21 protein-coding genes are annotated in these 22963 nt (G+C 73.3%); 15 read left to right on the top strand and 6 right to left on the bottom strand.

The features are described 5' to 3' along the window. Nucleotides 1–172 precede the first annotated feature (172 nt). The 4 genes from ACFXHB_RS18210 to ACFXHB_RS18225 all read left to right on the top strand — a co-directional run bounded on the left by ACFXHB_RS18210 (nt 173) and on the right by ACFXHB_RS18225 (nt 5644). Complete coding sequence (locus ACFXHB_RS18210) at nt 173–3037, top strand: GNAT family N-acetyltransferase (RefSeq protein ID WP_380575345.1); 2865 nt, start codon at nt 173–175, stop codon at nt 3035–3037. Between the two features lie 94 nt (nt 3038–3131). After that, nucleotides 3132–3731, top strand: coding sequence for a DUF5998 family protein (locus ACFXHB_RS18215; RefSeq protein ID WP_380575346.1), 600 nt, complete (start codon nt 3132–3134; stop codon nt 3729–3731). A 38-nt stretch (nt 3732–3769) separates the two neighbouring features. Further along, nucleotides 3770–4954: an alkaline phosphatase family protein gene (locus ACFXHB_RS18220; RefSeq protein ID WP_380575348.1), complete on the top strand. Its 1185-nt coding sequence runs from the start codon at nt 3770–3772 to the stop codon at nt 4952–4954. A gap of 33 nt (nt 4955–4987) precedes the next feature. Beyond that, nucleotides 4988–5644: a thymidine kinase gene (locus ACFXHB_RS18225; RefSeq protein WP_360630170.1), complete on the top strand. Its 657-nt coding sequence runs from the start codon at nt 4988–4990 to the stop codon at nt 5642–5644. Nucleotides 5645–5650: 6 nt separating this feature from the next. On the opposite strand, the gene ACFXHB_RS18230 is transcribed toward ACFXHB_RS18225, so the two are convergent. Next, nucleotides 5651–6406, bottom strand: coding sequence for a VOC family protein (locus ACFXHB_RS18230; protein WP_380575350.1), 756 nt, complete (start codon nt 6404–6406; stop codon nt 5651–5653). A 155-nt stretch (nt 6407–6561) separates the two neighbouring features. On the opposite strand from ACFXHB_RS18230, the gene ACFXHB_RS18235 reads away from it, so the two are divergent. Beyond that, nucleotides 6562–7422 (top strand): sulfurtransferase, encoded by an 861-nt coding sequence (locus tag ACFXHB_RS18235; protein ID WP_380575352.1) that lies wholly within the window; start codon nt 6562–6564, stop codon nt 7420–7422. A gap of 108 nt (nt 7423–7530) precedes the next feature. Here the strand turns inward: ACFXHB_RS18235 and sepH are convergent, their stop codons facing one another. Beyond that, nucleotides 7531–8607 carry a septation protein SepH gene (sepH, locus tag ACFXHB_RS18240; protein ID WP_380575353.1) on the bottom strand — a complete coding sequence of 359 codons (1077 nt, stop codon included), beginning with the start codon at nt 8605–8607 and terminating at the stop codon, nt 7531–7533. Between the two features lie 516 nt (nt 8608–9123). Here sepH and ACFXHB_RS18245 point away from each other — a divergent pair. Then, nucleotides 9124–10014: a hypothetical protein gene (locus ACFXHB_RS18245; protein ID WP_380575354.1), complete on the top strand. Its 891-nt coding sequence runs from the start codon at nt 9124–9126 to the stop codon at nt 10012–10014. Between the two features lie 46 nt (nt 10015–10060). On the opposite strand, the gene ACFXHB_RS18250 is transcribed toward ACFXHB_RS18245, so the two are convergent. Together ACFXHB_RS18250 and ACFXHB_RS18255 are read right to left on the bottom strand one after the other, a co-directional pair. Continuing rightward, the gene (locus tag ACFXHB_RS18250) at nt 10061–11383 is read right to left on the bottom strand and encodes a D-arabinono-1,4-lactone oxidase (protein WP_380575355.1); all 1323 of its coding nucleotides are present in this window, start codon (nt 11381–11383) and stop codon (nt 10061–10063) included. Between the two features lie 115 nt (nt 11384–11498). Next, complete coding sequence (locus ACFXHB_RS18255; RefSeq protein ID WP_380575357.1) at nt 11499–12755, bottom strand: MFS transporter; 1257 nt, start codon at nt 12753–12755, stop codon at nt 11499–11501. Between the two features lie 127 nt (nt 12756–12882). On the opposite strand from ACFXHB_RS18255, the gene ACFXHB_RS18260 reads away from it, so the two are divergent. Beyond that, a complete protein-coding gene (locus tag ACFXHB_RS18260) occupies nt 12883–14025 on the top strand; it encodes a ferrochelatase (RefSeq protein ID WP_380575359.1) in 1143 nt (380 codons plus the stop codon). A 20-nt stretch (nt 14026–14045) separates the two neighbouring features. Then, complete coding sequence (locus tag ACFXHB_RS18265; protein ID WP_380575360.1) at nt 14046–14873, top strand: inositol monophosphatase family protein; 828 nt, start codon at nt 14046–14048, stop codon at nt 14871–14873. 214 nt (nt 14874–15087) lie between these two features. On the opposite strand, the gene ACFXHB_RS18270 is transcribed toward ACFXHB_RS18265, so the two are convergent. Further along, nucleotides 15088–15273 carry a hypothetical protein gene (locus tag ACFXHB_RS18270; protein WP_030301315.1) on the bottom strand — a complete coding sequence of 62 codons (186 nt, stop codon included), beginning with the start codon at nt 15271–15273 and terminating at the stop codon, nt 15088–15090. Nucleotides 15274–15742: 469 nt separating this feature from the next. Between ACFXHB_RS18270 and ACFXHB_RS18275 the strand changes: the two genes are divergently transcribed. From ACFXHB_RS18275 to ACFXHB_RS18290, 4 genes are all read left to right on the top strand, one after another. Beyond that, nucleotides 15743–16396 carry a response regulator transcription factor gene (locus ACFXHB_RS18275; protein WP_355364871.1) on the top strand — a complete coding sequence of 218 codons (654 nt, stop codon included), beginning with the start codon at nt 15743–15745 and terminating at the stop codon, nt 16394–16396. Nucleotides 16397–16517: 121 nt separating this feature from the next. Further along, nucleotides 16518–17831, top strand: a complete 1314-nt coding sequence (locus tag ACFXHB_RS18280; protein ID WP_380575361.1) for a sensor histidine kinase — start codon at nt 16518–16520, stop codon at nt 17829–17831. Between the two features lie 256 nt (nt 17832–18087). Further along, on the top strand, nt 18088–19071 hold the full coding sequence (locus ACFXHB_RS18285; protein ID WP_380575362.1) for an acyl-ACP desaturase: 984 nt from the start codon (nt 18088–18090) through the stop codon (nt 19069–19071). 502 nt (nt 19072–19573) lie between these two features. Continuing rightward, nucleotides 19574–19873 carry a DUF4193 domain-containing protein gene (locus ACFXHB_RS18290; protein WP_280668631.1) on the top strand — a complete coding sequence of 100 codons (300 nt, stop codon included), beginning with the start codon at nt 19574–19576 and terminating at the stop codon, nt 19871–19873. A gap of 310 nt (nt 19874–20183) precedes the next feature. On the opposite strand, the gene ACFXHB_RS18295 is transcribed toward ACFXHB_RS18290, so the two are convergent. Beyond that, nucleotides 20184–20633: a DUF3093 domain-containing protein gene (locus tag ACFXHB_RS18295; RefSeq protein ID WP_380575364.1), complete on the bottom strand. Its 450-nt coding sequence runs from the start codon at nt 20631–20633 to the stop codon at nt 20184–20186. A 141-nt stretch (nt 20634–20774) separates the two neighbouring features. On the opposite strand from ACFXHB_RS18295, the gene ACFXHB_RS18300 reads away from it, so the two are divergent. From ACFXHB_RS18300 to ACFXHB_RS18310, 3 genes are all read left to right on the top strand, one after another. Then, nucleotides 20775–21347 (top strand): PaaI family thioesterase, encoded by a 573-nt coding sequence (locus tag ACFXHB_RS18300; RefSeq protein ID WP_380575375.1) that lies wholly within the window; start codon nt 20775–20777, stop codon nt 21345–21347. Further along, complete coding sequence (gene dut / locus ACFXHB_RS18305) at nt 21344–21811, top strand: dUTP diphosphatase (RefSeq protein ID WP_380575365.1); 468 nt, start codon at nt 21344–21346, stop codon at nt 21809–21811. Before ACFXHB_RS18300 ends, dut begins: the two co-directional genes overlap by 4 nt. A 69-nt stretch (nt 21812–21880) precedes the next feature. After that, nucleotides 21881–22687 (top strand): DUF3710 domain-containing protein, encoded by an 807-nt coding sequence (locus tag ACFXHB_RS18310; protein WP_380575367.1) that lies wholly within the window; start codon nt 21881–21883, stop codon nt 22685–22687. The last annotated feature ends 276 nt before the right edge of the window (nt 22688–22963 follow it).

Genomic DNA, 22963 nt, shown 5'->3' on the forward strand with positions numbered 1-22963 from the left:
ACGACCATGTTGTCTAGACCAGTGTTGCACGCAGGCAACCCCTTCGAGCCGCCGCGTTCGGGACTTGTGATTGTTTCTTTCGGGGGCATAACCCCCGGCCAGTGGCCGTGTCCACCCTGCCGTGAGGACACGTCCGGCGCCATTCGGCTCGCCGCCGGATAACCTGACGAATGTGGACGACTCCGCGGCACCGCACCCCGAGCAGGACCCGCAGAACCGGCCGGCTCCGCAGCGTCGGCAGGACCAGGACGCGGACTACCCGCAGCACTGGGAGGCCGACATCCTGCTGCGTGACGGCGGCACGGCCCGGATCCGGCCGATCACGCCCGCCGACGCCGGCCGGCTGGTCGAGTTCTACGAGCAGGTCTCGGAGCAGTCCAAGTACTTCCGCTTCTTCGCGCCCTACCCGCGGCTCTCCGACAAGGACGTCCGCCGCTTCACCCACCACGACTTCGTGAACCGGGTCGGCCTGGCCGTGGTGGTCCGCGACCACTTCATCGCCACCGTCCGCTACGACCGGATCGACGCCGACGGCCGCCCCTGCGAGACCGGGACCGACGCCGAGGTGGCGTTCCTGGTGCAGGACGCCCACCAGGGCCGCGGGGTCGCCTCCGCCCTGCTGGAGCACATCGCCGCGGTGGCCCAGGAGCGCGGCATCCGCCGCTTCCAGGCCGAGGTGCTGCCGGAGAACCGCAAGATGGTGAAGGTCTTCACCGACGCCGGCTACACCCAGCACCGCAGCTTCGCGGACGGCGTGGTCCACCTGGAGTTCGACCTGGAGCCGACCGCCGCCTCGCTCGCCGTGATGCGGGCGCGCGAGCACCGCGCCGAGGCGCGCTCCGTCCAGCGGCTGCTCACCCCGCGCTCGGTCGCGGTGCTCGGCGTCTCCCGCCATCCGCAGACCGTCGGCCGGGCGATCCTGCGCGACCTGCTCGGCGGACTGCCCCACGGGGACGACCGCCGGGTCTACGCGGTGAACCGCAACGCCCCGCCCGGGACCGAGCTGGACGGCGTCCCGGTGCACCGCTCGGTCCTGGAGATCCCCGGCCCGGTGGACCTCGCGGTGATCGCCGTCCCGGCGGCAGCCGTCCCCGCCGCGGTGGCCGACTGCGGCGCGCACGGCGTGCAGGGACTGGTGGTGGTCACCGCCGGGTACGCCGAGACCGGCCCGGAGGGCCGCGACCGCCAGCGCGCGCTGGTCCGCCAGGCCCGCGCGGCCGGCATGCGGGTGATCGGCCCGAACGCCTTCGGCCTGATCAACACCGACCCGGAACTCCCGCTGAACGCCTCGCTCGCCCCCGTGCTGCCGCGCCGCGGCGGCTTCGGCATCTTCTGCCAGTCCGGCGCGATCGGTGTCGCCCTGCTGGAGGCCGCCCACCGCCGCGGCCTCGGTGTCTCCTCCTTCGCGTCGGTCGGCAACCGTTCCGACGTCTCGGGCAACGACTTCCTCCAGTACTGGGCGGAGGACCCGGACACCGACGTGGTGCTGCTCTACCTGGAGTCCTTCGGCAACCCCCGCAAGTTCACCCGGATCGCCCGCCGGCTCGCCGCCGTCAAGCCGATCGTGGTGGTCAAGGGCGCCCGCCACACCGGCAGCCTGCCGCCCGGCCACGCCGTCCCGGTCACCGCCAGCGGGCTGCGCGACGCCACCGTCGACGCCCTGTTCGAGCAGGCCGGTGTCACCAGAGTGGAGACCATCACCGAGCTGTACGACACCGGGGAGCTGCTCGCCCTCCAGCCGCTGCCGCCGGGCGACCGGATCGCCGTGGTCGGCAACTCCGACTCGCTCGGCCTGCTCACCCACGACGCCTGCCTCAGCGCCGGCCTGCGCCCCCGCACCCCCGTCGACCTCACCACCGCCGCCACCGGCGAGAACTTCCGGATCGCCCTGGACGTGGCACTCGACGACCCGGCCGTGGACGCGGTGATCGCGGTCGCGATCCCGCCCATCGGCACCTCGGCGCACGCCTTCATGGGGGGCCGGTTGACCGGCCCGGACGACCCGGAGATGGGCTCCGACGACCCCGAGATCGCCGCCGCCCTGCTCGAAGCGGGCCGACGCGCCGGGGAGTTGGGCAAGCCGCTGATGCTCGCCCACCTGGCGTTGACCGATCTGCCGACCAGGCTGCGCCCGGGGGGCATCCCCGCCTACCCCGCGCCGGAGCGGGCCGTCCGGGCCCTCGCGCACGCCGTCCACTACGCCCAGTGGCGCCGCCGGACGGCCGAGGCCGAGGAGACCGCCCGGGTGCCGGAGCTGGACCGGGTCGACGAGGGCGGCGCCCGCGGCCTGGTCGAGGCCGCGCTCAGCACCCGCACCGCGATCGCCGCCCGCACCCAGCCCGGCGGTGCGCGGATCACGCTGCCGGAGGCCGACACCACCGCCCTGCTCGCCCGCTACGGCATCGACGTCTCCCCGACCCTGCCCGCGCCCGACGAGGAGTCCGCCGTCCGCGCCGCCGCGACGCTCGGCTACCCGGTGGCGCTCAAGGCGACCGCCCCGCACCTGCGGCACCGCCCCGACCTCGGCAGCGTCCGACTCGACCTGACCGGTGAACCGGGGCTGCGCCGTGCGCACCAGGAGCTGGACGCGCTGCTCGGCGGAGCCGCCCAGGCCGAGCTGGTCGTGCAGCGGCTGGCCCCGCGCGGCGTCGACACCGTGATCGGTGCCACCGTCGACCCGGCGGTGGGCGCGATCCTCTCCTTCGGTCTGGCCGGCGCCCCGGCGGAACTGCTGGGTGACGTCGCCCACCGTCTGGTTCCCGCCACCGACCAGGATGTCGCCGGACTGATTCGCGAGGTCCGGGCGGCGCCGTTGCTGTTCGGCTGGCGGGGTGCCGAGGCGGTGGACACCGCCGCGCTGGAGGAGCTGCTGCTGAGGGTGTCGCGGCTGGTCGACGACCTGCCGGAGGTCGCCTCGGTGGACCTCGAACCCGTGGTCGTCGCCCCGCACGGACTGGCGATCCTGGGGGCGCGGGTACGGATCGCGCCCCTGCCCGTCCGCAGCGATCTGGGCCCGCGCGCGATGAGCACGCTGTAACCTTCCTTGGTTGCGCCCTGCCCGGGGGCGCTGTTGTCCGGAAGCTCGGCGCCGCGCCGCCCGCTTCGTCGGCGGACCATGCCAGGATGGAGTTATGGCGAAGACCGGTACCACCACCACTCAGGACCTGCGCTCGGCGATCGAGCGCAGCGGTTACTACCCGGCCCTGGTGTCCGAGGCGGTCGAGTCCGCGGTGGGTCCCGAGCCGATCAGCTCCTACCTGGTGCACCAGGAGACCACCTTCGACGCCAACGAGGTGCGCCGGCACGTCACGGTGCTGGTGCTGACCCCGACCCGCTTCGTGGTGAGCCACACCGACGAGCAGTCCGGCGGCGAGGCCGGCCCCGCGGTGCCCTACGCGACCACGTCCACCGAGAGCGTCCGGCTCGACCGGATCGGCTCGGTCGTGGTGAGCCGGATGGTCGCCAACCCGGAGACCTACACCCCCGGCACGCTGCCGCGCGAGGTCGTGCTCACGATCGGCTGGGGTGCGGTGCAGCGCCTGGACCTGGAGCCGGCCGGCTGTTCGGACCCGAACTGCGAGGCCGATCACGGCTACACCGGCTCGGCCACCGCTGACGACCTGTCACTGCGGGTCAGTGAGGCGGGTGACGGCCCGGAGACGGTCGCCCAGGCCCTGGTGTTCGCCCGCGCCCTCTCCGACGCCACGATCAGCAACGCCCCGCGGGTCTGAGCGGACGCACCGGAAGCCAGGAAGCCAGCCTCACCACGATGTTCTTCGCACCCGACGGCCATGACGCCTTCGAGATCCTCGCCCCCGCCACCGCCCCGGCGCCCCTGTACGGCGGGGGTTCGCTCTGTGATCTGCTGCCCTCGGTGGCGGCCGGGCTCGGCGTATCCGGCTTCACCGCCACGCTGCCGCTCGCACCGGCCGACCGGGTGGTGGTGTTCCTGGTCGACGGACTCGGCTGGGAGCTGCTGCTGCGCCACCCCGAGTACGCGCCCTTCCTCTCCTCGCTGACCGGCAGCTCGCTCGGTGGCACCGGCCGTCCGCTGACCGCCGGTTTCCCCTCCACCACCGCCACCTCACTGGCCTCGGTGGGCACCGGCACCCCGCCCGGCCTGCACGGTCTGGCCGGTTACACGGTGGCGGTGCCGGGCGCCGGCCACCTGATGAACCAGCTGCGCTGGCAGCCGCCGGTCGACCCGGGCACCTGGCAGCCGTACCCGACGGTGTTCGAGCGGACGCATGCCGCCGGGGTGGCGACCGCCCAGGTCTCCTCGCCGCTGTTCGCCCAGACCCCGCTGACCCGGGTGGCGCTCTCCGGCGGCAGCTTCCTCGGCCGCACCACCGGTGAGGAGCGGATGGACCAGGCCGCCCGCTGGCTGGCCGAGCACGACCGTGCCCTGGTCTACACCTACGTGAGCGAGCTGGACGGCGCGGGACACCGGTTCGGGGTGGACTCCGACGACTGGCGGATGACGCTGGACGCGGTGGACCGCCTCGCCCGGCGCCTGGCCGAGCAGTTGCCGCCGCGCTCGGCGATGTACGTCACCGCCGACCACGGCATGATCGACATCGCTCCGGAGGACCGGATCGACTTCGACGAGGACTGGGAGCTCGGCGCGGGCGTCGCCCTGCTCGGCGGCGAGGGCCGGGCCCGGCACGTGTACGCGGTGCCCGGCGCGGCCGCCGACGTGTACACGGTCTGGAGCGAGGTCCTGGGCGACCGGATGTGGGTCGCCACCCGGGACGAGGCGATCGCCGCCGGTTGGTTCGGCCCCTCGGTGGACGAGCGGGTCTATCAGCGGATCGGCGACGTGGTCGCCGCGGCGCGGGACGACATCGCCGTGATCGCCTCCCGCAACGAGCCGGGCGAGTCCGCGATGATCGGGCTGCACGGCTCGATGACCCCGGTCGAGCAGTTCGTGCCCCTGCTCGAAGTCCGCGCGTGAACCTCCCCGATGTGAAAGGCCTTTGCACCACCCATGGCTGAACTGGTGTTCTTCTCGGGCACGATGGACTGCGGGAAGTCGACGCTCGCGCTCCAGATGGACCACAACCACGCCGCCCGCGGCCGGCAGGGGATCATCCTCACCCGCAACGACCGGGCCGGCGCGGCCACCGTCTCCAGCCGGCTCGGCCTGCGGACCGAGGCGGTCGAGGTGACGGACGACTTCGACTTCCACGCCCACGTCGTGCACCGGCTCTCGGCCGGCGGCCGGGTGGACTACCTGATCTGTGACGAGGCCCAGTTCTTCGCCGCCGAGCAGGTCGACCAGCTGGCCCGGGTGGTGGACGAGCTCGGCATCGACGTCTTCACCTTCGGCATCACCACCGACTTCCGCACCCGGCTGTTCCCCGGCTCCCAGCGGCTGATCGAGCTGGCCGACCGGGTCGAGGTCCTGCAGGTCGAGGCCCTCTGCTGGTGCGGCGCGCGGGCCACCCACAACGCCCGGACGGTGGGCGGCGTGATGGTGGTCGAGGGTGCCCAGGTCGTGATCGGTGACATCTCGGTGCGCGAGGACGAGGTCGGGTACGAGGTGCTCTGCCGCCGTCACCACCGTCGTCGGCTGACCGCCGCCACCGCCCGCGTCTCGGTGCTCTCCCCGGACGTGCTGCCCTTCGAGGAACAACAGGCCTGACCGCTCCTACCGGAGACCCGCCCGCAGCACCGAGAAGTGCCCGCCCTGCGGGTCCGCCAGCCGCGCCACCGGGCCGCGCCCGCTGTCGTGCGGCTCCACCAGCACCCGGCCGCCCAGCGCGACCGCGCGACGGGCCGTCAGTTCGACGTCCTGGACGGCGAAGTGGACCCGCCAGCGCGGCGGGTGGCCGCGCAACTCGGCGCCGCGCCGGATGCCCGCCACCGGCCGGCCGCCCACCAGCAGCGCGGACCCGGCGCCTACGGGTGCCACCGGCCGCCCGAGCACCGCGCCGTAGAAGACCGCGGCGCCCTCCTCGTCCGGGGTGAGCAGTTCGGCCCAGGCCGGTCCGCCGGGCTCCGGCCCGGCCTCGTGGCCGAGGTGCTCCTCGCCCTGCCAGAGGCCGAAGACCGCGCCGGAGACGTCGGCCGCGATCGCCAGCCGGCCGGCCCGCTCGGCCTGGAGCGGTCCGACCGCCACCGTTCCGCCGCACTCGCGCACCAGTTGGGTGGTCCGGTCGGCGCTGTCCACCGCGAAGTAGGTGGTCCACTGCACCGGGAAGCCGGGCACCGCGGCGACGCCGAGGCCGGCCACCGGCGCGCCGCCGGACTCGGCCCGTACGTAGGCGCCCAGTTGGGTGGGGCCGGGGGTGTACGACCAGTCGAGCAGCTCGCCGTAGAACGCGCGGGCGCCGGCCAGGTCGTCGGTCATCAGGCTGACCCAGCACGGCGTGCCCTGGGCCAGCCGGAGTGTCACCGCGGGCATGCGGGCCTCCTCACGGGGCGGTCGGCGCACGGAGCTGCGCACGTGAAGGTGATGGTTCCACCCGGGCGCGCGTCGTACCCTCGGGCCGCGCGGAAAGTCCGGCAAAGACCGCACAAAGAGCGTCGAGTTGGTGGTGCTGCGCGAGAATGACCGCCATGACGACCTCTCACGATGACTCCCCGCTGGTTTCGGTGGCCGGCCTGGGGGAGGCGCTCGCCTCGGCGCGCCCACCGGTGCTGCTCGACGTGCGCTGGCAGCTCGGCGGCCCGCCGGGCATCGAGGACTACACGGCGGGTCATCTGCCCGGCGCGCACTTCGTCGCGCTGGACACCGACCTCGCCGCTCCGGCCGGGCCGCCCGGCCGCGGCGGCCGGCACCCGTTGCCCGACCCCGAGGAGTTCGGTGCCGCGCTGCGCGCGCTCGGGGTCCGGGCCGACCGCCCGGTGGTGGTGTACGACGGTGCGACCTCGCTGGCCGCCGCCCGTGCCTGGTGGCTGCTGCGCTGGGCCGGCCACCCGGACGTGCGGGTGCTGGACGGCGGGTTCGCCGCGTGGCAGGCGGCCGGGCTGCCGGTGACCACCGAGGTCGACGCGCCGGAGCCGGGCGACTTCAAGCCGGTACCCGGGCAGTTGCCGACCGTCGACGGGGACGGCGCGGCCGCGTTGGCCCGGACCGGCCTGCTGCTGGACGCGCGGGCGGGGGAGCGCTACCGCGGTGAGACCGAGCCGATCGACCCGCGGGCCGGGCACGTTCCAGGGGCGCTGTCCGCGCCGACCACCGAGAACGTCGGCCCGGACGGCCGGTTCCGGCCGGTCGCCGAACTGGCCGAGCGGTTCCGCGCGCTGGGCGCGGGCGAGCGGGAGACGGCGGTGTACTGCGGTTCGGGAGTGACGGCGGCCCACCAGATCCTCGCACTGGCGGTGGCCGGGCTGCCGGCCGCGCTGTACCCGGGCTCGTGGAGCGAGTGGTCGAGCGACGAGAGCCGCCCGGTGGCGGTCACCGGACAGCCGGGCTGATCCCGGGCGGCCCAGCAACGACGAATGGCGAGCAACGAGGAAGGGGTGGGCGGCCGAACCGGCCGCCCACCCCTCCTTCGACACCCTGCGGCGCGAACGCCGCCGGGCCTACTCCTGCTTCTTGCGCCGGCTGCCGAAGACGATCTCGTCCCAGCTGGGCACGGTGGCCCGCCGCCCGGGCCGGACACCGTCCGCCTCGGCCTGCCGGTCGGTCGTACCGACCAGCCGCTCCCGGTGCGGGGCGACGGCGCGCGGCATCAGGATGTCCGCGTACGCCGAGCCGGCGCCGACCGCGGGCGCGGCGGCGGCAGGCTCCTCCGTCTCCTCGGCGACCTCGGTGGGCAGCGCCGGTTCGATCGGGGCGGGGCCGACCGCGAGGTCCCCCCGGAAGGCGGGGACGACGTCGAGCAGGCTGGTCAGCGAGTCGCGCGACTCGGCGGTGGCCTCACGGGACTCCCGCACCTCGCGGGAGGACATGATGCGGTCGGCCGAGGGCCGGTCGATCATCGGGCGCGGCGGCCGCTCCTGGGGGAGCCGGGCGATCCGCGGGATGAACGGGAAGACCGACTCCTCCTCGCGCTCGACGTTCTCGCCGATCAGCGCACGGGCCTCGTCGTCGTTCGGCTGGACCAGGCGGCGCGGCGGGTCGTACGTCCAGGACGCGCTGCGGCCCTCGCCGTCGGCCCGGTAGGAGAGGATGACCTCCCAGGTGCCGTCGTCGCGCCGCCAGGAGTCCCAGCGCTCGGTGTCCTTCTCGGCGCCGCGCAGCGCGAGCCGCTCGGCGACCGCCTCGCCCAACTGCGGTCCGGAGGACTCGCCGTGGCGGCGGATCGCGGTCTTGCGGGCCCGCTCGGCCATGAAGGCGCGCTCCGCGAGCACCGGCCCCTCGAAGCGGCGGACCCGGTCGACGGAGATGCCGGCCGCCTGCGCGACCTCCTCGGCGGAGGCACCGGCTCGTATCCGCGCCTGGATGTCCCGGGGGCGGAGGTGGCTCTCGACCTCGATCTCGATCTGGCCGAGGCGCGGACGGTCACCACGGATGGCGGCGCGCAGCCGCTCGTCGATGGGGAGGGTGTACTCCGTGCTGTCGGCGGCCTTGAGCACCAGCCGTGTGCCGTCGTTGCTGACGGCCACAACCCGCAGTTCGGGCACGGTTACCTCCCGGGTGGTGCCTGCCGACGTCACCTGCGTCGCTGCTCCCGTACTGAGTGTGGCCTGCCCGCTCGCGACTGGCCACAACCTTGCTGAGTTCCCCGGCGTGTCGGGCTTACGCCCGGTCACACCGCTGTGGCACGGTTGCCTTTTTGCCACGTCATCCGTCGACGTCGCGCCTGGGTGTCCCGGCCGTCCTCGCACGAGCAGTGACGCGACGATCCGGGACGGACGTCGCCGTGCGTGCCCGCGCCGTGGCTCTTTGTCAATCTGCCGCTTGATAGGCAGTCGACAAGTCGACCCAAGGCTCAGGCTTTACGAACAGTACTCCATTCGTGGCATCCAAAGGGGCGGCTCGCCGCTCAAGTCTCCCGCGATTCACGGGAATCTCAAGAGCGCGCACCCCCAATGGCCGACGACCGGCCGATGCACGGTGATCATCTTCACATATATCTCCCGCACAGAACCGCATTTTCGACCCTTGTGTCCTTCTTTGGGCAAGATGGAGTGACTTGTTCGAAGACCAGTCGTACTGACCGAGGGATGTCGATGCCGGAGCAGAAGCCCGCCGAGGAGGGCGGCAAGGAAGGTCGCAGGCGAATTGATCTGAGTGTGGCTCAGGTCGTGGCGAGTGCGCTGGCCACCGTGGCGGGGGCGCTGCTCGCCTCCGAACTCGGCGTCTACGGAACCATTCTGGGTGCGGCGGTGGTGAGTGTCGGCGCGACCACCGGCGGCGCGGTGTTCCAGCACATCTTCCGGCGCACCGGTGAGCAGCTGCGCGGGGCGGTGGACCGCACCGGTCCCGGGCCGGTGGTGAACGGACTGCGCCAGGTGCCGGATTCCGCCCCGCCGGCCCCGGTGGCGGTCTCCGCCGACTGGAACGAGCCGCGGGTGGTCCGGGCGCGTCGGCGGTGGACCTGGAAGTCGTACGCGGCGATGTCCGCGCTGGTCTTCGTGCTGGCGATGGCGCCGATACTCGCCTTCGAGCTGGCGACCGGGCAGCCGGTGTCGGCCACGGTGAAGGGGGAGTCGGGCAGCGGCACCTCGTTGGGCGGCACGGTCGCCCCCAAGCCGCCGGCCCCGCCCGCGGGTGAGCCCTCGACCGGACCCTCGACCGGACCGTCGGGCCTTCCGTCGCAGGGCGCGGGCGGCGCTTCGCCCTCGCCGTCGGCGGGCAGCGGCGGCGCGGCCTCGGAGCCGGCCGTCCCGAGCGGGAGTCCGGACGCGGGCGGCGGTGGCAAGGCCTCGCCCTCGGCGGGCCCGAGCGGGACGCCGTCCGCGGAGCCGTCCGGCGGTGCGTCCGGCGCGCCGTCCACGCCGGCCGCGCCGACCTCGAAGCCGGCCGGGACGACGGCCCCGCAGCCCCCCGCCCCGAGCGGCGCGCCGGCCGGGGCCTCGCCGCCGGTCGCCGCCCCGACCGGTTCGGCCGACGGCCGGTAGGGCCTCGCGTGCGACGCCCCCCGGTCGCCCGGGGGGGCGTCGCCGGTCAGGCGCCCAGCACCCGCCGCAGATAGTCGTTGCCGAAGACGCGCCGCGGGTCGACCTCGTCGCGCAGCGCGGTGAAGTCGGCGAAGTGCGGGTAGACCTCGGCGAGGTAGCCGGCGTCGCGGGTGTGCAGCTTGCCCCAGTGCGGGCGGCCCCGGTGGGCGGTCATCAGCTTCTCCACCTCGGTGAAGTAGCCCTGCTCGGCGGTGCCCCGGTAGAGGTGGACGGCGATGTAGGCGGTGTCCCGGCCGTTCGCGGTGGAGAGCCAGAGGTCGTCGGCGGGGGCGAACCGGACCTCGACCGGGAAGCTGATCCGCCAGTCGGAGCGTTCGATCAGGGCCCTGAGCTCGCGCAGCACCTCGCCGAGCGCCTCGCGCGGAACCGCGTACTCCATCTCGATGAAGCGGACCTTGCGCGGGCTGGTGAACACCTTGTGGGCGGTGTCGGTGTAGCTGCGGTCCGACCAGGCGCGGCTGGCCAGCGAGGCGATGGTCGGGACGCTGCGGGGGAAGCGCCGGCCGACCCGGCAGGCGCCCTCCCAGACCGTGTTGGAGAGGAAGTCGTCCTCCAGCCAGCCCTTGAACCGGGGCAGCGGGGCGGCCGGTCCCTGGCTGCGGTTGTTGCGCTTGGTGGAGCAGCGGTCGGTGTGCGGGAACCAGTAGAACTCGAAGTGCTCGTTCACCGCGGTGAGCTCGTCGAGCCGGTCGAGCACCTCGTCGAAGCGCATCGGCTGCTCGTGGGCGGTGAGCAGGAAGGCCGGTTCGACGGCGAGGGTCACCGCGGTGATCACGCCGAGGGCGCCGAGGCCGAGCCGGGCGCCGTGGAAGAGCCGGGGGTCCTCGGTGGGGGAGCAGTGCCGGACGCTGCCGTCGGCGAGGACGATCTCCAGGGCCCGGATCTGGGCGGCGAGCGAGCCCGAGTCCCGGCCGGTGCCGTGGGTGCCGGTACTGGTCGCGCCGGCGACGGTCTGCACCTCGATGTCGCCCATGTTGGTGAGCGCGAGCCCGGCGGCGGCCAGCAGGAGGTTGAGCCGGGCGAGCGGGAGGCCCGCCTCGACGGTGACCGTTCCGGCCTCGCGGTCGATGCCGCGGACGGCGGTCATCGCGTACGGGCGGACCAGGACGCCGCCCTCGGCCGAGGCGATCGCGGTGAAGGAGTGGCCGGAGCCGACCGCCTTGACGGTGTGCCCCTGCCCGGCGGCCCGGGTGATCTCCTTGGCCAGTTCCTCCGCCGTGCCGGGCGTGACCACCTTGGCGGGGTGGGCTGCCTGGTTGCCGGCCCAGTTGGTCCAGCGGGTCCGGGGTGCGGTACTGGCCTGGGGCATGCGGTGCCTCCTGCTCCGTGGCCGAACGGTGTCCGGCGCGATCCCGGGGCGTAGCGGCCGCCCCGGTGTCCCTACCCGCGGGTAGGCCCCGCGAGTAGGGAGGAGAGTAGTCAGTTCACCGTTCGAGGTCTACGGGGTGGGCGGCCGGCTGCGCCTTCGCGGCGGCGGCCAGGCCCGCGCCGAGGCGCCGCAGGCCGACCAGGGCGGTCAGCACACCGAACACCCCGGCGGTCACCGGCACCCAGTATCCGGCGGCGGCGCCGGAGGCGTCCACCACCCAGCCTCCGGCCGAGGAGCCGAGGGCGACACCGAGGGCCAGTCCGGTGGTGGTCCAGGTCATGCCCTCGGTCAGCTGGGCGGCCGGGACGAGCCGCTCGACCAGGGCCATCGCGGTGATCAGGGTGGGGGAGATGGCGATACCGGCGACCAGCAGGGCCGCGCCGACCGCGACCAGCCCGCCCAGGCCCCCCACCGACTCGGCGACCAGCAGCAGCGGCACCATGCTGACGGCCATGAACAGGACGCCGCCGAAGAACCGGCCGGACATCGAGCCCTTGAGCCGGAGGGTGCCGAACACCACGCCGGCCAGACAGGAGCCGAGGGCCCACAGAGCCAGGATCACGCTGGCGACGGCCTTGTGGCCCTGGGCCTCGGAGTAGGCGACGGTGACGACCTCCACCGAGCCGAAGATCGCTCCGGTGGCGACGAAGGTCAGGATCAGCACCTGGAGGCCGCGGTTGAGGATCACCGAGCTGCCGGCGTGCCGGGCGGCCGGGTGGACGGGGGGCTCGGTGGAGCGCTGCCCGGCGAACAGCAGCACGCCCACCGTGAGGAAGAGCCCGGCGAGCAGGACGCCGGCCTCCGGGAAGACGGCGGTGGCCAGGCCGATGGAGAGGATCGGGCCCACGATGAAGCAGATCTCGTCGACCACGGCCTCGAAGGAGTACGCGGTGTGCAGCTTGGGCGCGTCGTTCCGGTAGAGGTGGGCCCAGCGGGCTCGGACCATCGCGCCGGTGCTCGGCATCACGCCCATGCCGGCCGCGAAGAGGAAGAGCGTCCAGTCCGGCGCCCCCACCCGGGCGCAGAGCAGCAGCCCGACGGCGGCCACCACGGTGATCGCGGTGGCCGGCAGCACGATCCGGCGCTGTCCGTGCCGGTCCACCAGCCGGGAGACCTGGGGCCCGAGCACGGCGGCGGACACCGCCAGCGTCGCCGAGACCAGGCCCGCCACCCCGTAGGACCCTCTCAGCTGGGAGAGCATGGTCACGATGCCGATCCCGGTCATGGAGATCGGCAGCCGGGCGACGAAGCCGGTGGTGGAAAAGGCCAGACTGCCGGGGGCGGCGAATATCTGGCGGTAGCTGGACAGCACGGGAGCTCCGCGGGGGTAAGGAACGAGGCTGGACTACACAGCTTACGTACCTTGGCAAACAGTATTTTCCGGACACCGGTGCGGCCCCGGCGCCGTGGCCCGGCCCCTCAATGGCAGGATCGGTCCCATGCCCGATGTGCGCAATCCCTCTCCGTCCGGGGCCGCTCCCTACGACGCCCTGTTGCTGCTCTCCTTCGGTGGGCCCGAGGCCCCCGAGGACGTCGTCCCCTTCCTGGAGAACGTGACCAGGGGGCGCGGAATCCCCAAGGAGCGGCTCAAGGAGGTGGGCAAGCACTACTTCATGTTCGGTGGCGTGAGCCCGATCAACGAGCAGAACCGCGAGCTGCTGGCGGCCCTGCGCAAGGACTTCGCCGAGCACGGCCTGGACCTCCCGGTCTACTGGGGCAACCGCAACTGGGCGCCCTACCTGACCGACGCCCTGCGCGAGCTCGCCGCGGACGGGCACCGCCGCGTCGCCGTCCTCGCCACCAGCGCCTACGCCGGGTACTCGGGCTGCCGCCAGTACCGGGAGAACCTCGCCGACGCGCTGGCGCGGCTGGCCGAGGAGGGGCTGCCCGAACTCCGGGTCGACAAGCTCCGGCACTTCTACAACCACCCGGGCTTCGTCGGGCCGATGACGGACGCCACGCTGGCCGCGCTGGCCCGGCTGCCCGAGGACGTCCGGGCCGGCGCCCGGCTGGCGTTCACCACGCACTCCGTCCCGGACACCATGGCGCAGAGCTCCGGCGCCCCGGACGACCCGGCCCGCGGCCGGCCGGGCGGTGCGTACGTCGCCCAGCACCTGGACGTCGCCCGGCTGATCGCGACGGCCGTCGCCGAGCGGACCGGCGTCGCGGACCGGCCCTGGGAGCTGGTCTTCCAGAGCCGCAGCGGCGCCCCGCACACCCCGTGGCTGGAACCCGACATCTGCGACCACCTGGAGGCCCAGCACGCGGCCGGCGCGCCCGCCGTCGTGATGGTCCCGATCGGGTTCGTCTCCGATCACATGGAGGTCAAGTACGACCTGGACACCGAGGCGGTGGCCAAGGCCGCCGAGCTCGGTCTGCCGGTCGCCCGCGCGGCCACCGTCGGCGCCGACCCCCGGTTCACCGCCGCCGTGCGGGAGCTGGTCCTGGAGCGGGCCGCCACCGAGCGGGGCCTGCCGGTGACCCGTTGCGCCCTGGGCGCGCTCGGCCCCAGCCACGACGTGTGCGCGGTGGCCTGCTGCCCGAACCCGCGCACCCCCCGCCCGGCCGCCGCCGAGCGCTGACCCCGACCCGAGGAGACCCCGTGCCCAGCCCCGGCCTGCCCGACGGCCCGCCCGATGCCCTGCTCGACGAACTGCTCGACGTCGCCCTGGACGCCGCCCGCCGGGCCGGCGCGCTGCTGCGCGACAACCGGCCCGCCGATCTGGGCGTGGCGGGGACCAAGAGCAGCCCGGTCGACGTGGTCACCGAGATGGACCTCGCCTCCGAGAAGCTCGTCCTGGAACTGATCGGCACCCGCCGGCCGGACGACGGCTACCTCGGCGAGGAGGGCGCCGAGCGGCCCGGCACCAGCGGGGTCCGGTGGGTCGTCGACCCGCTCGACGGCACCGTCAACTACCTGTACGGGCTGCCCTCCTGGGCCGTCAGCGTGGCGGCCGAGCTGGACGGCCGGACGGTCGTCGGCGTGGTCCACGCCCCGGCGCGCGGCGAACTCTTCCAGGCGGTGCTGGGCCGCGGCGCCCAGCTGGACGGCCGGCCGGTGACGGCCCGGCCGGCGCCGCCGTGGGGGCAGGCGCTGATCGCCACCGGCTTCGGCTACGTGCGGTCGCGGCGGGTCCGGCAGGCCGAGGTGCTGCTCGCGCTGATGCCGGAGGTCCGGGACATCCGCCGGGGCGGGGCCGCCGCCGTGGACCTCTGCGACGTCGCGGCCGGACGCCTGGACGGCTACTACGAGCGCGGGCTGGCCCCCTGGGACCTGGCGGCCGGCTGTCTGATCGCGGCCGAGGCCGGTGCCCTGGTCGGCGGCCGCCCCGGGCACGGCCCGGACGGCGAGCTGACCGTCGCGGCCGCGCCCGGGGTCTACGAGCCGCTCCAGGAGCGGCTGGCCCGACTGCGCGCCTGGGCCGATTGACCTGTCGGCCGGCAGGACACCGGCGGGCCGGGCCCCGGGCGGAACCCGGCCCGCCGGTGTCCACGGCCGCTCTCGTACCGTCGGTCTTCCGCCGCCCGCGGCCGGGCAGCGAAGAGCCCTGGCACACGGGGAATGCCAGGGCTTGAGGTTTCGCACGGCCCCCACAGGGTCGCTGGTGCCGGAGTCCGGCTTCGGGTCGGGCAGGTCGGGCGGATCAGGCAGCGGTGCGGTGGCGCTCCAGCACCGTGTCGACGCCGTGTTCGGCGGCGAGTCGGCGCAGGTCGTCCAGCTCGGACTGCTCCACCTCGGCGAGGAACTCGTCCCCGGCCTCGATCGCGCGGTGCAGGTCCTGCTCGGCGTTGGCGATGCGCTGCAGGATTCCGGCGGTGAAGGCGTCCATACGGGCCCCCTTACTGTGTCGGACGTGCACGTTCGTGCGTCCCCCGCCCGAGGGTCGTGGTAGCCAGCGGAAGCGTCCGATCCGGTAGGTCGTGATCTCCGGTCGGGCGCGGAGACGGCCCTCGGCCGCTCCCGGTGACGCCCCAACCCCAGGGCCGGCGCGGATGATGAACGCACGGCGGGTGGGTGCGATCGGCCACTAGCCAGATCGCGGGTGTGAACCTGTCCTCCCCCGCCCCCGGACGGGGAAACCTGTCCGGGCGAGAAAGTTGCCTGTGTCACAGTCCAAGCGGAGTGCTCCCGGCACGAATCGCGACGGAGGCCGTGTGGTCGGCGGCGACGACCGGGCCGCGCACGCCCCTGCCCCCGGGGCAGCTTATCGCTGCTTTACCGCCCGACCAGGCAGGATGGGGACACCGTCGGAGCCGTGCGTCCGCTTCCGGGGCCGGCCTGGAGAAGGGACAACGACCGTGCGGGTTCTCGTCGTCGAGGACGAGCAGCTGCTCGCCGAGGCCGTCGCTACCGGCCTGCGCCGCGAGGCGATGGCCGTCGACGTGGTGTACGACGGGGAGGCCGCGCTCCAGCGCATCGCGGTCAACGACTACGACGTGGTCGTTCTCGACCGCGACCTGCCCCTGGTCCACGGGGACGACGTCTGTCGCAGCGTGGTCGAGCAGGGCCTCGCCACCCGGGTGATCATGCTGACCGCCTCCGGCGACATCAGCGACCGGGTCGAGGGCCTGGAGATCGGCGCGGACGACTACCTCCCCAAGCCGTTCGCTTTCAGCGAACTCGTCGCCCGCGTAAGGGCGCTGGGCCGCCGGGCCACCGTCCCGCTGCCGCCGGTGCTGGAGCGCGCCGGCATCTCGCTCGACCCCGGCCGCCGCGAGGTGATCCGCGACGGGCGGCCCGTCCAGCTCGCTCCCAAGGAGTTCGCCGTACTGGAGGTGCTGATGCGGGCCGGCGGTGCCGTCGTCTCCGCCGAGCAGCTCCTGGAGAAGGCCTGGGACGAGCACACCGACCCGTTCACCAACGTCGTACGCGTCACCGTGATGACGCTGCGCCGCAAGCTCGGCGACCCGCCGGTGATCGTCACCGTGCCGGGCTCCGGCTACCGGATCTGACGCGGGTCCGGCCGGACCCGCGCACCCCCGCCAGGCCCCCCGGGGCCCAGCGGGGCCCCTGGACGCCGGCGGATCCCACCCACCACGCGCCCGCCCCGGCGGACGCCCCGAGAGGACCATCATGACCACCCCGCCCCCGGCCGGCGGGCCCTCCGGCGCGCCCGCCGGCGGCCCGCGCGCCGTGCCGCCCCGGTCCGTACCGCCGAAGCCCGTGCACCCGCCGCGCGCGCCCCGGCTGCACCATGCGTCGCACGACACCTACGTGCCCGGCGACGGCATGCTCGCCTGGCTGCCGTTCCGCCCCACCATCCGGATCCGGCTGACCCTGCTCTACGGCGGGATGTTCCTGATGGCCGGCGTCGTCCTGCTGCTGCTGATGTACTTCTTCGTCCGGCAGGCCCTGCACGACGTCCAGCCGCCGCCCTTCCTGTTCGGCAAGGACATCACCGTCAACGGCGTGCCGATGACCAGCGAGCAGTTCAACCAGTACCTCGCCAACCGGCACGAGATCGCCTCCAACTCGGCCCTCAACACGCTGCTGCGCAAGGCCCTCACGGTGCTGGTCTGCCTCGCCGTGATCGCCTTCGCCGCCGGCTACGCGATGGCCGGCCGGGTGCTTCGCCCGCTCGGACGGATCACCCGCACCGCCCGCGAGGTGGCCTCCTCCGACCTGCACCGGCGGATCGAGCTGGACGGGCCGGACGACGAGCTCAAGGAGCTCGCCGACACCTTCGACGACATGCTCGACCGGCTGGACCGCTCCTTCGACTCCCAGCGCCGCTTCGTCGCCAACGCCTCGCACGAGCTGCGCACCCCCTTGGCGATCAACCGGACCCTGCTGGAGGTCCAGCTCTCCGACCCCGCCGCCTCGGCCGACCTCCAACAGCTCGGCAAGACGCTGCTGGCCACCAACGAGCGCAGCGAGCAACTGGTGGAGGGCCTGCTGCTGCTCGCCCGCAGCGACAACGAACTCACCGACCGCCGGCCGGTGGAGCTCTCCGAGGTCGCCACCCGGGCCCTGGTGCAGACCCGGGCCGAGGCCGACCGGCGCGAGGTCGAGCTGCGCGCCACCCTGAACCGGGCCGAGGTCGCCGGCAACGGCGTGCTGCTGGAGCGGATCGCGCTGAACCTGCTGCAGAACGCCGTGCGCTACAACTCCCCCGGCGGCTGGGTCGAGATCAGCACCGCCGAGGTCCCCGGCGGCGGCGAGCTGGTGGTGTCCAACACCGGACCGGTGGTGCCCGGCTACGAACTGGAGCACATCTTCGAACCGTTCCGCCGGGTCAAGGGCGCCGACCGCACCCGCAGCGACAAGGGCGTCGGTCTGGGCCTGTCCATCGTCCGCTCGGTGGTCCGGGCGCACGGAGGCACCATCGAGGCCACCCCGCGCTCCGGTGGCGGCCTCACCATGCGGGTCCGGATCCCGGGGGCCTGAGCGTCCCCACAGGCCCCTCACGCCCCCGCTGCGCCGTTCGTACCGCCTGCGCTCCGTGCGCCGACCAATCCCGCCGCCCCCGCCGGGCCCTGTCAAGACGACATAAGGCCTGGCGGGGGCGGCTTGTCTTTTCCGGTCCGAGCAACTTACGGTGTCGTAACCTACGGAACCGTAAGTGCGTCGACTTCGTCGTCCCCGACGTGCCCCGCCCAACGCGCCCGTCCCCGCGCGTGCCCGTCCTTCAGGAGCAAGACTCGTGACCATCGCCCCCGTGCAGCGCAACGCCTCGCTCGGTTCGAGCGCCTGGACCGACGCGCGGCTGATCATGGCCCTCGAAGAGGTGGTGGAGACCGAGCTCAACCGCCACCTGAAGGTCGCCAAGGACTGGATGCCGCACGAGTTCATCCCGTGGAGCCAGGGCCGAGACTTCGACGGCGTGCTCGGCGGTGAGGCCTGGGCGGTGGAGCAGTCCCAGGTGACCCCGCTCGGCCGGGTGTCGCTGGTGGTCAACCTGCTGACCGAGGACAACCTCCCCAGCTACCACCACGAGATCGCGACCATGTTCGGCCGCGAGGGCGCCTGGGGCACCTGGGTGCACCGCTGGACGGCGGAGGAGGGCCGGCACGGCATAGCCATCCGCGACTACCTGCTCGCCACCCGGGCCGTCGACCCGAACGAGCTGGAGCGGGCTCGGATGAGCCACATGTCGGAGGGCTTCGAGTCCGACAACTCGCACAGCATGCTGCACTCGGTCGCCTACGTGGCCTTCCAGGAGCTGGCCACCCGGATCTCGCACCGCAACACCGGCCACTTCGCCGGCGACCCGCTCTGCGACCAGTTGCTCGCGAAGATCGCCAATGACGAGAACCTGCACATGGTCTTCTACCGGAACCTGCTGAAGGCCGCCCTGGAGATCGCCCCCGACCAGGCCATGCGGGCCATCGCCGACGTGGTGACCGACTTCCGGATGCCCGGCCACGGCATCCCCGGCTTCGAGCGGGCCGCCGCCCAGATCGCCATCGGCGGCGTCTACAACCTGCGCATCCACCACGACGACGTGCTGCAGCCGGTGCTGCGCCACCTCAAGGTCATGGAGGTCGGCGGACTGGGCCCGGACGGTCTGCGGGCCCAGGACGAGCTCGGGGTCTTCCTCGGCGGGCTGGACGCGCAGGCGACCAAGTTCGACGAGCGGCAGGCGGCGCTGCTGGCCCGCCGGGCCGCGCGCAAGGCCTCCCAGTAGCAGCCGGACACGAACCGCGGGGCGTGCCGGGCGACGGACCCGGCCGTTCCCGTTGGGTGGATTTTCCGTGGTTTGCCCCGGAAGATTCAGAACGTGAGCAAGGTCACACCGTGTCGCTGCGCGGGGCGGGGCGACCTCGGAGCGTGATCATGGTGAACGGTGCTCCGGTTGCGGTGCGTGATGAAGTTCGGGGCCGGACTCGCTCGGCCGGATCGGGTGAGCCCCCTGGTGGGCAAGGGAACGATCGAGTGGCCGCAAGGCCTGTGATGACTCAGCGTGCCCGCCGAGCGGTCCCGGCGGCCGGTCCGGGATGGCCCAGCGTGAGGCCTCCCGCGCCCGATCGGATCACCCCAACGGACCCCTGGCTGAGTGTCGATTGAGTAACAGGGCTTGAAGTAAGGCAAAATCTCCGCCTCGGGTCGGGCACAAGACCGACCCCCCATGCGTTACGTGCGCTGGAGATACCGCACACACCGCACAACCCGGAGGGGGAGAGCGAAAAATGGCAACTGACTACGACACCCCGCGCAAGACCGATGACGACCTCAATGAGGACAGCATCGAGGAACTGAAGGCTCGGCGGAACGAGAAGAGCACCAGCTCGGTCGACGTCGACGAGTTCGACGCGGCGGAGGGCCTTGAGCTCCCCGGCGCGGACCTCTCGAACGAGGAGCTCTCGGTCCGGGTGCTGCCGCGCCAGGCCGACGAGTTCACCTGCATGAGCTGCTTCCTGGTCCACCACCGCAGCCAGCTGTACAGCGAGAAGAACGGCAACCCGATCTGCCGGGACTGCGGCGCCTGAGTATCAGGGCGGCCATGGGCCCGCGCTCGCGGAACCTCGCGAGACCGGCACAGCGCCCCTTCCGGCCCCGGGCAGCGGGGCCGGACGGCAGTACCGGCGGCCGTCCAGGCGGACGCATTGGCAGTACCGCGTCGGGTCGTACCGGCGCAGTACCGCGCACCGCGCGGGTGGCAGCACCTCGTGGAGTACGGAGAAATCTGGGACGGTCCCGCATCGCGGAACCGTCCCTCTCCGTTTTCGGGCCGTTGTGGCCGTTGTGGCCGTTGTGGCCGGTGCGGCCGTGGTGTCGGGGCGCCGGGCGCGCCGGGCGTCAGGCGCGGGCGCCGCGGCGGGCCTCGTCCAGGGCCTCGGCCAGCTTCATCGGCGAGCGGGTCGACAGATAGAGGTACGGCGTCGGGTCGGCCGGGTCGGTCACCTCGACGCGCAGGGCGGTCGGGACGTAGCTGCGCATCAGCATGAAGGCCCGCGGGTCCGACTTCGGACCGCGCCAGGCCACCGCCTCGGCGGGACTGAGCGGGTGCGCGGCGCCCAGGGCGTCGACCGGGATCCGGGCCTGGCCGGCCACCAGGGAGCCCTGCACCACGCGGATCCGGGCGGAGCCGTAGCTGCTGATCGCGGCCGCGCCGGCGGCGATGCCGACCACCAGCCCGACCAGCGCGCCCACCGCGCTGAGACGCAGCAGGATCATCGCGAGCGTGAGCCCGATCGCGACCGGGAGCAACCACCAGGAGCGCGGCACGGTGAGGCGTTCGTCGTACATGCCCCCATTGTGGTCGCCGTTACGGGCGGCCCGGGACGGCACCCCCGGACCCGCCTCGCCTACCGGTCGGTAGGGTTGGGCACCGTGACCGGTTCCGTAGCACCCGCCTCCCCGTCCGCCCAGCCGGCGCCGACCCCGCCGCTGTCGCCGACCACGCCCCCGCCGGGTGCCGTCCTGCCCCCGCGCGCTCCGCAGGCACCCGCCCCGGGCACCCGGCTCGGCTCGCACTACGAGCACTGTTTCGGCTGCGGCCCGCAGCACCCGGGCGGCCTGCGGATCGACGCGGTGGCCGGCCACGGACTGGACGTCACCGCCGAGTTCACCGTTCGCTCCACCCACCAGGGCGGCCCCGGCCTCGCCCACGGCGGGCTGTTGACCACGGCGATGGACGAGACGCTCGGCACGCTGAACTGGCTGCTGCACGCCCCCGCCGTCACGGGCCGGCTGGAGACCGACTTCCTCTGCCCGGTCCCGGTCGACTCGGTGCTGCACCTGCGCGCGTGGGTCACCGGTGTGCACGGCCGGAAGATCTACAGCGCCGGCGAGGCGCGCATCGGCGGCCCCGACGGACCGGTCGCCGTCCGCGCCCAGGCACTCTTCATCGAGGTGAAGCTGGAACACTTCACCAAGCACGGTCGTCCCGAGGACATCGGGAAGGTCCTCGACGACCCGGATCTGATGAAGCGCGCCCGAGCCTTTGAGGTGAACCCTTGAGCAGCACCCCCCGTCCGCCGGTAGACGTCCTGATCAGGCGAATCGACACCGAGCTGCCGCTGCCCGCGTACGCGCAGCCCGGTGACGCGGGCGCCGATCTGCGGACCACCGTCGACGCCGAGCTGGCCCCCGGTGAGCGGGTCGTCCTGCCCACCGGCATCGCCATCGCGCTGCCGGACGGCTACGCGGCGTTCGTCCACCCGCGCTCCGGGCTCGCAGCTCGTTGCGGAGTTGCTCTGGTGAACGCCCCAGGGACGGTCGATGCCGGGTACCGTGGAGAGATCAAGGTGATCGTCGTCAACTTGGACCCGCGCGAAGCCGTCAACTTCCGCCGAGGGGATCGGATCGCCCAGCTGGTCATCCAGCAGGTCGAGAAGGCCCGCTTCCACGAGGTGGCCGAACTGCCCGGGTCGGCACGAGCCGAGGGCGGGTTCGGGTCGACCGGCGGCCACGCAGCGGTCTAGGCTGCCCGCGGCCTCGCAGGAAGCCGAGCAGGTATTCGCATCGGTCTTGGACCGGGAAGGACAGTGACCGTGTTCCGTCGTCGCCAGAAGAGCGAGGACGCTGTCGAGCAGCTCGCCGACGACGCCATCAGCGCCGACGAGGCGGCCGATGACGTCGAAGGTTCCGCCGAGAGCGAGAACGTGACCGAGCTGGACCCGGTGGAGCGGGTCGGCCTGCCGCCGGCTCCGCGCCCGGACGGTCCGTGGGACCACTCCGAGCTGGAGCAGCCGGAGGAAGGCCGGGTCGACCTCGGGGGCCTGCTGGTCCCCGGTGTCGAGGGCATGGAACTGCGCGTCGAGGTGGCCGGCGACGCGATCGTGGCCGCGACGCTGGTGCTCGGCAACAGCGCCATCCAGCTGCAGGCCTTCGCGGCTCCCAAGTCCGAGGGCATCTGGGGCGAGGTCCGCGAGGAGATCGCCAACGGCATCACCTCGCAGGGCGGCCTCATCGAGGAGGAGGAGGGCCCGCTCGGCTGGCACCTCCGGGCCCAGGTCCCCGTGCAGCTGCCGGACGGCACGCAGGGTGTCCAGCTGGTGCGCTTCGTCGGCTGCGACGGGCCGCGCTGGTTCCTGCGCGGTGTGATCTCGGGCCAGGCCGCGGTGCAGCCGGAGATGGCCGGAATCCTGGAGCAGGTCTTCCAGCAGACGGTCGTCGTTCGTGGTGAGAGCCCGATGGCTCCGCGCGACCCGATCGTGCTGAAGCTTCCCGAGGACGCGCAGATGGTGGCCGACGGTGGCGGGGCAGCCGCCGCTGCCGGAGAGGGTGACAGCAGCCGCTTCGGTGGCGCCGCACTCGACCCGTTCGCCCGCGGCCCGGAGATCACCGAGGTCCGCTGAACAGGCGGACCGCTCGCCGATCGCCCCCGCCCGGGATCCCCGGCCGGGGGCGATTTGCATGTGGCGGGCCGGTCCCCGTACAGTTCCGGAGTCGCACCGAGAGGGGCGGCGGAATGCGAGTCGGACGAATGAATCTCCGGAAAACGGAGTGGAAAACGTCTGATAAGCTTCAAACACGAAAGAACGAAGCGCCCGGAGGGCCCGCTGGAAGGCGGTCCGAAGGAAGTGTCCGTTCCTTGAGAACTCAACAGCGTGCCAAAAGTCAACGCCAGATAT

Source organism: Kitasatospora sp. NPDC059327 (assembly GCF_042752535.1).
GTDB lineage: Bacteria > Actinomycetota > Actinomycetes > Streptomycetales > Streptomycetaceae > Kitasatospora.

Bases quoted from the DNA above. Each gene is read 5' to 3' on its own strand.
- ACFXHB_RS18215 (WP_380575346.1), top strand. From the start codon at position 3,132: ATGGCGAAGACCGGTACCACCACCACTCAGGACCTGCGCTCGGCGATC.
- ACFXHB_RS18220 (WP_380575348.1), top strand. From the start codon at position 3,770: ATGTTCTTCGCACCCGACGGCCATGACGCCTTCGAGATCCTCGCCCCC.
- ACFXHB_RS18225 (WP_360630170.1), top strand. From the start codon at position 4,988: ATGGCTGAACTGGTGTTCTTCTCGGGCACGATGGACTGCGGGAAGTCG.
- ACFXHB_RS18230 (WP_380575350.1), bottom strand. From the start codon at position 6,406: ATGCCCGCGGTGACACTCCGGCTGGCCCAGGGCACGCCGTGCTGGGTC.
- ACFXHB_RS18235 (WP_380575352.1), top strand. From the start codon at position 6,562: ATGACGACCTCTCACGATGACTCCCCGCTGGTTTCGGTGGCCGGCCTG.
- ACFXHB_RS18245 (WP_380575354.1), top strand. From the start codon at position 9,124: ATGCCGGAGCAGAAGCCCGCCGAGGAGGGCGGCAAGGAAGGTCGCAGG.
- ACFXHB_RS18250 (WP_380575355.1), bottom strand. From the start codon at position 11,383: ATGCCCCAGGCCAGTACCGCACCCCGGACCCGCTGGACCAACTGGGCC.
- ACFXHB_RS18260 (WP_380575359.1), top strand. From the start codon at position 12,883: ATGCCCGATGTGCGCAATCCCTCTCCGTCCGGGGCCGCTCCCTACGAC.
- ACFXHB_RS18270 (WP_030301315.1), bottom strand. From the start codon at position 15,273: ATGGACGCCTTCACCGCCGGAATCCTGCAGCGCATCGCCAACGCCGAG.
- ACFXHB_RS18280 (WP_380575361.1), top strand. From the start codon at position 16,518: ATGACCACCCCGCCCCCGGCCGGCGGGCCCTCCGGCGCGCCCGCCGGC.
- ACFXHB_RS18290 (WP_280668631.1), top strand. From the start codon at position 19,574: ATGGCAACTGACTACGACACCCCGCGCAAGACCGATGACGACCTCAAT.
- ACFXHB_RS18295 (WP_380575364.1), bottom strand. From the start codon at position 20,633: ATGTACGACGAACGCCTCACCGTGCCGCGCTCCTGGTGGTTGCTCCCG.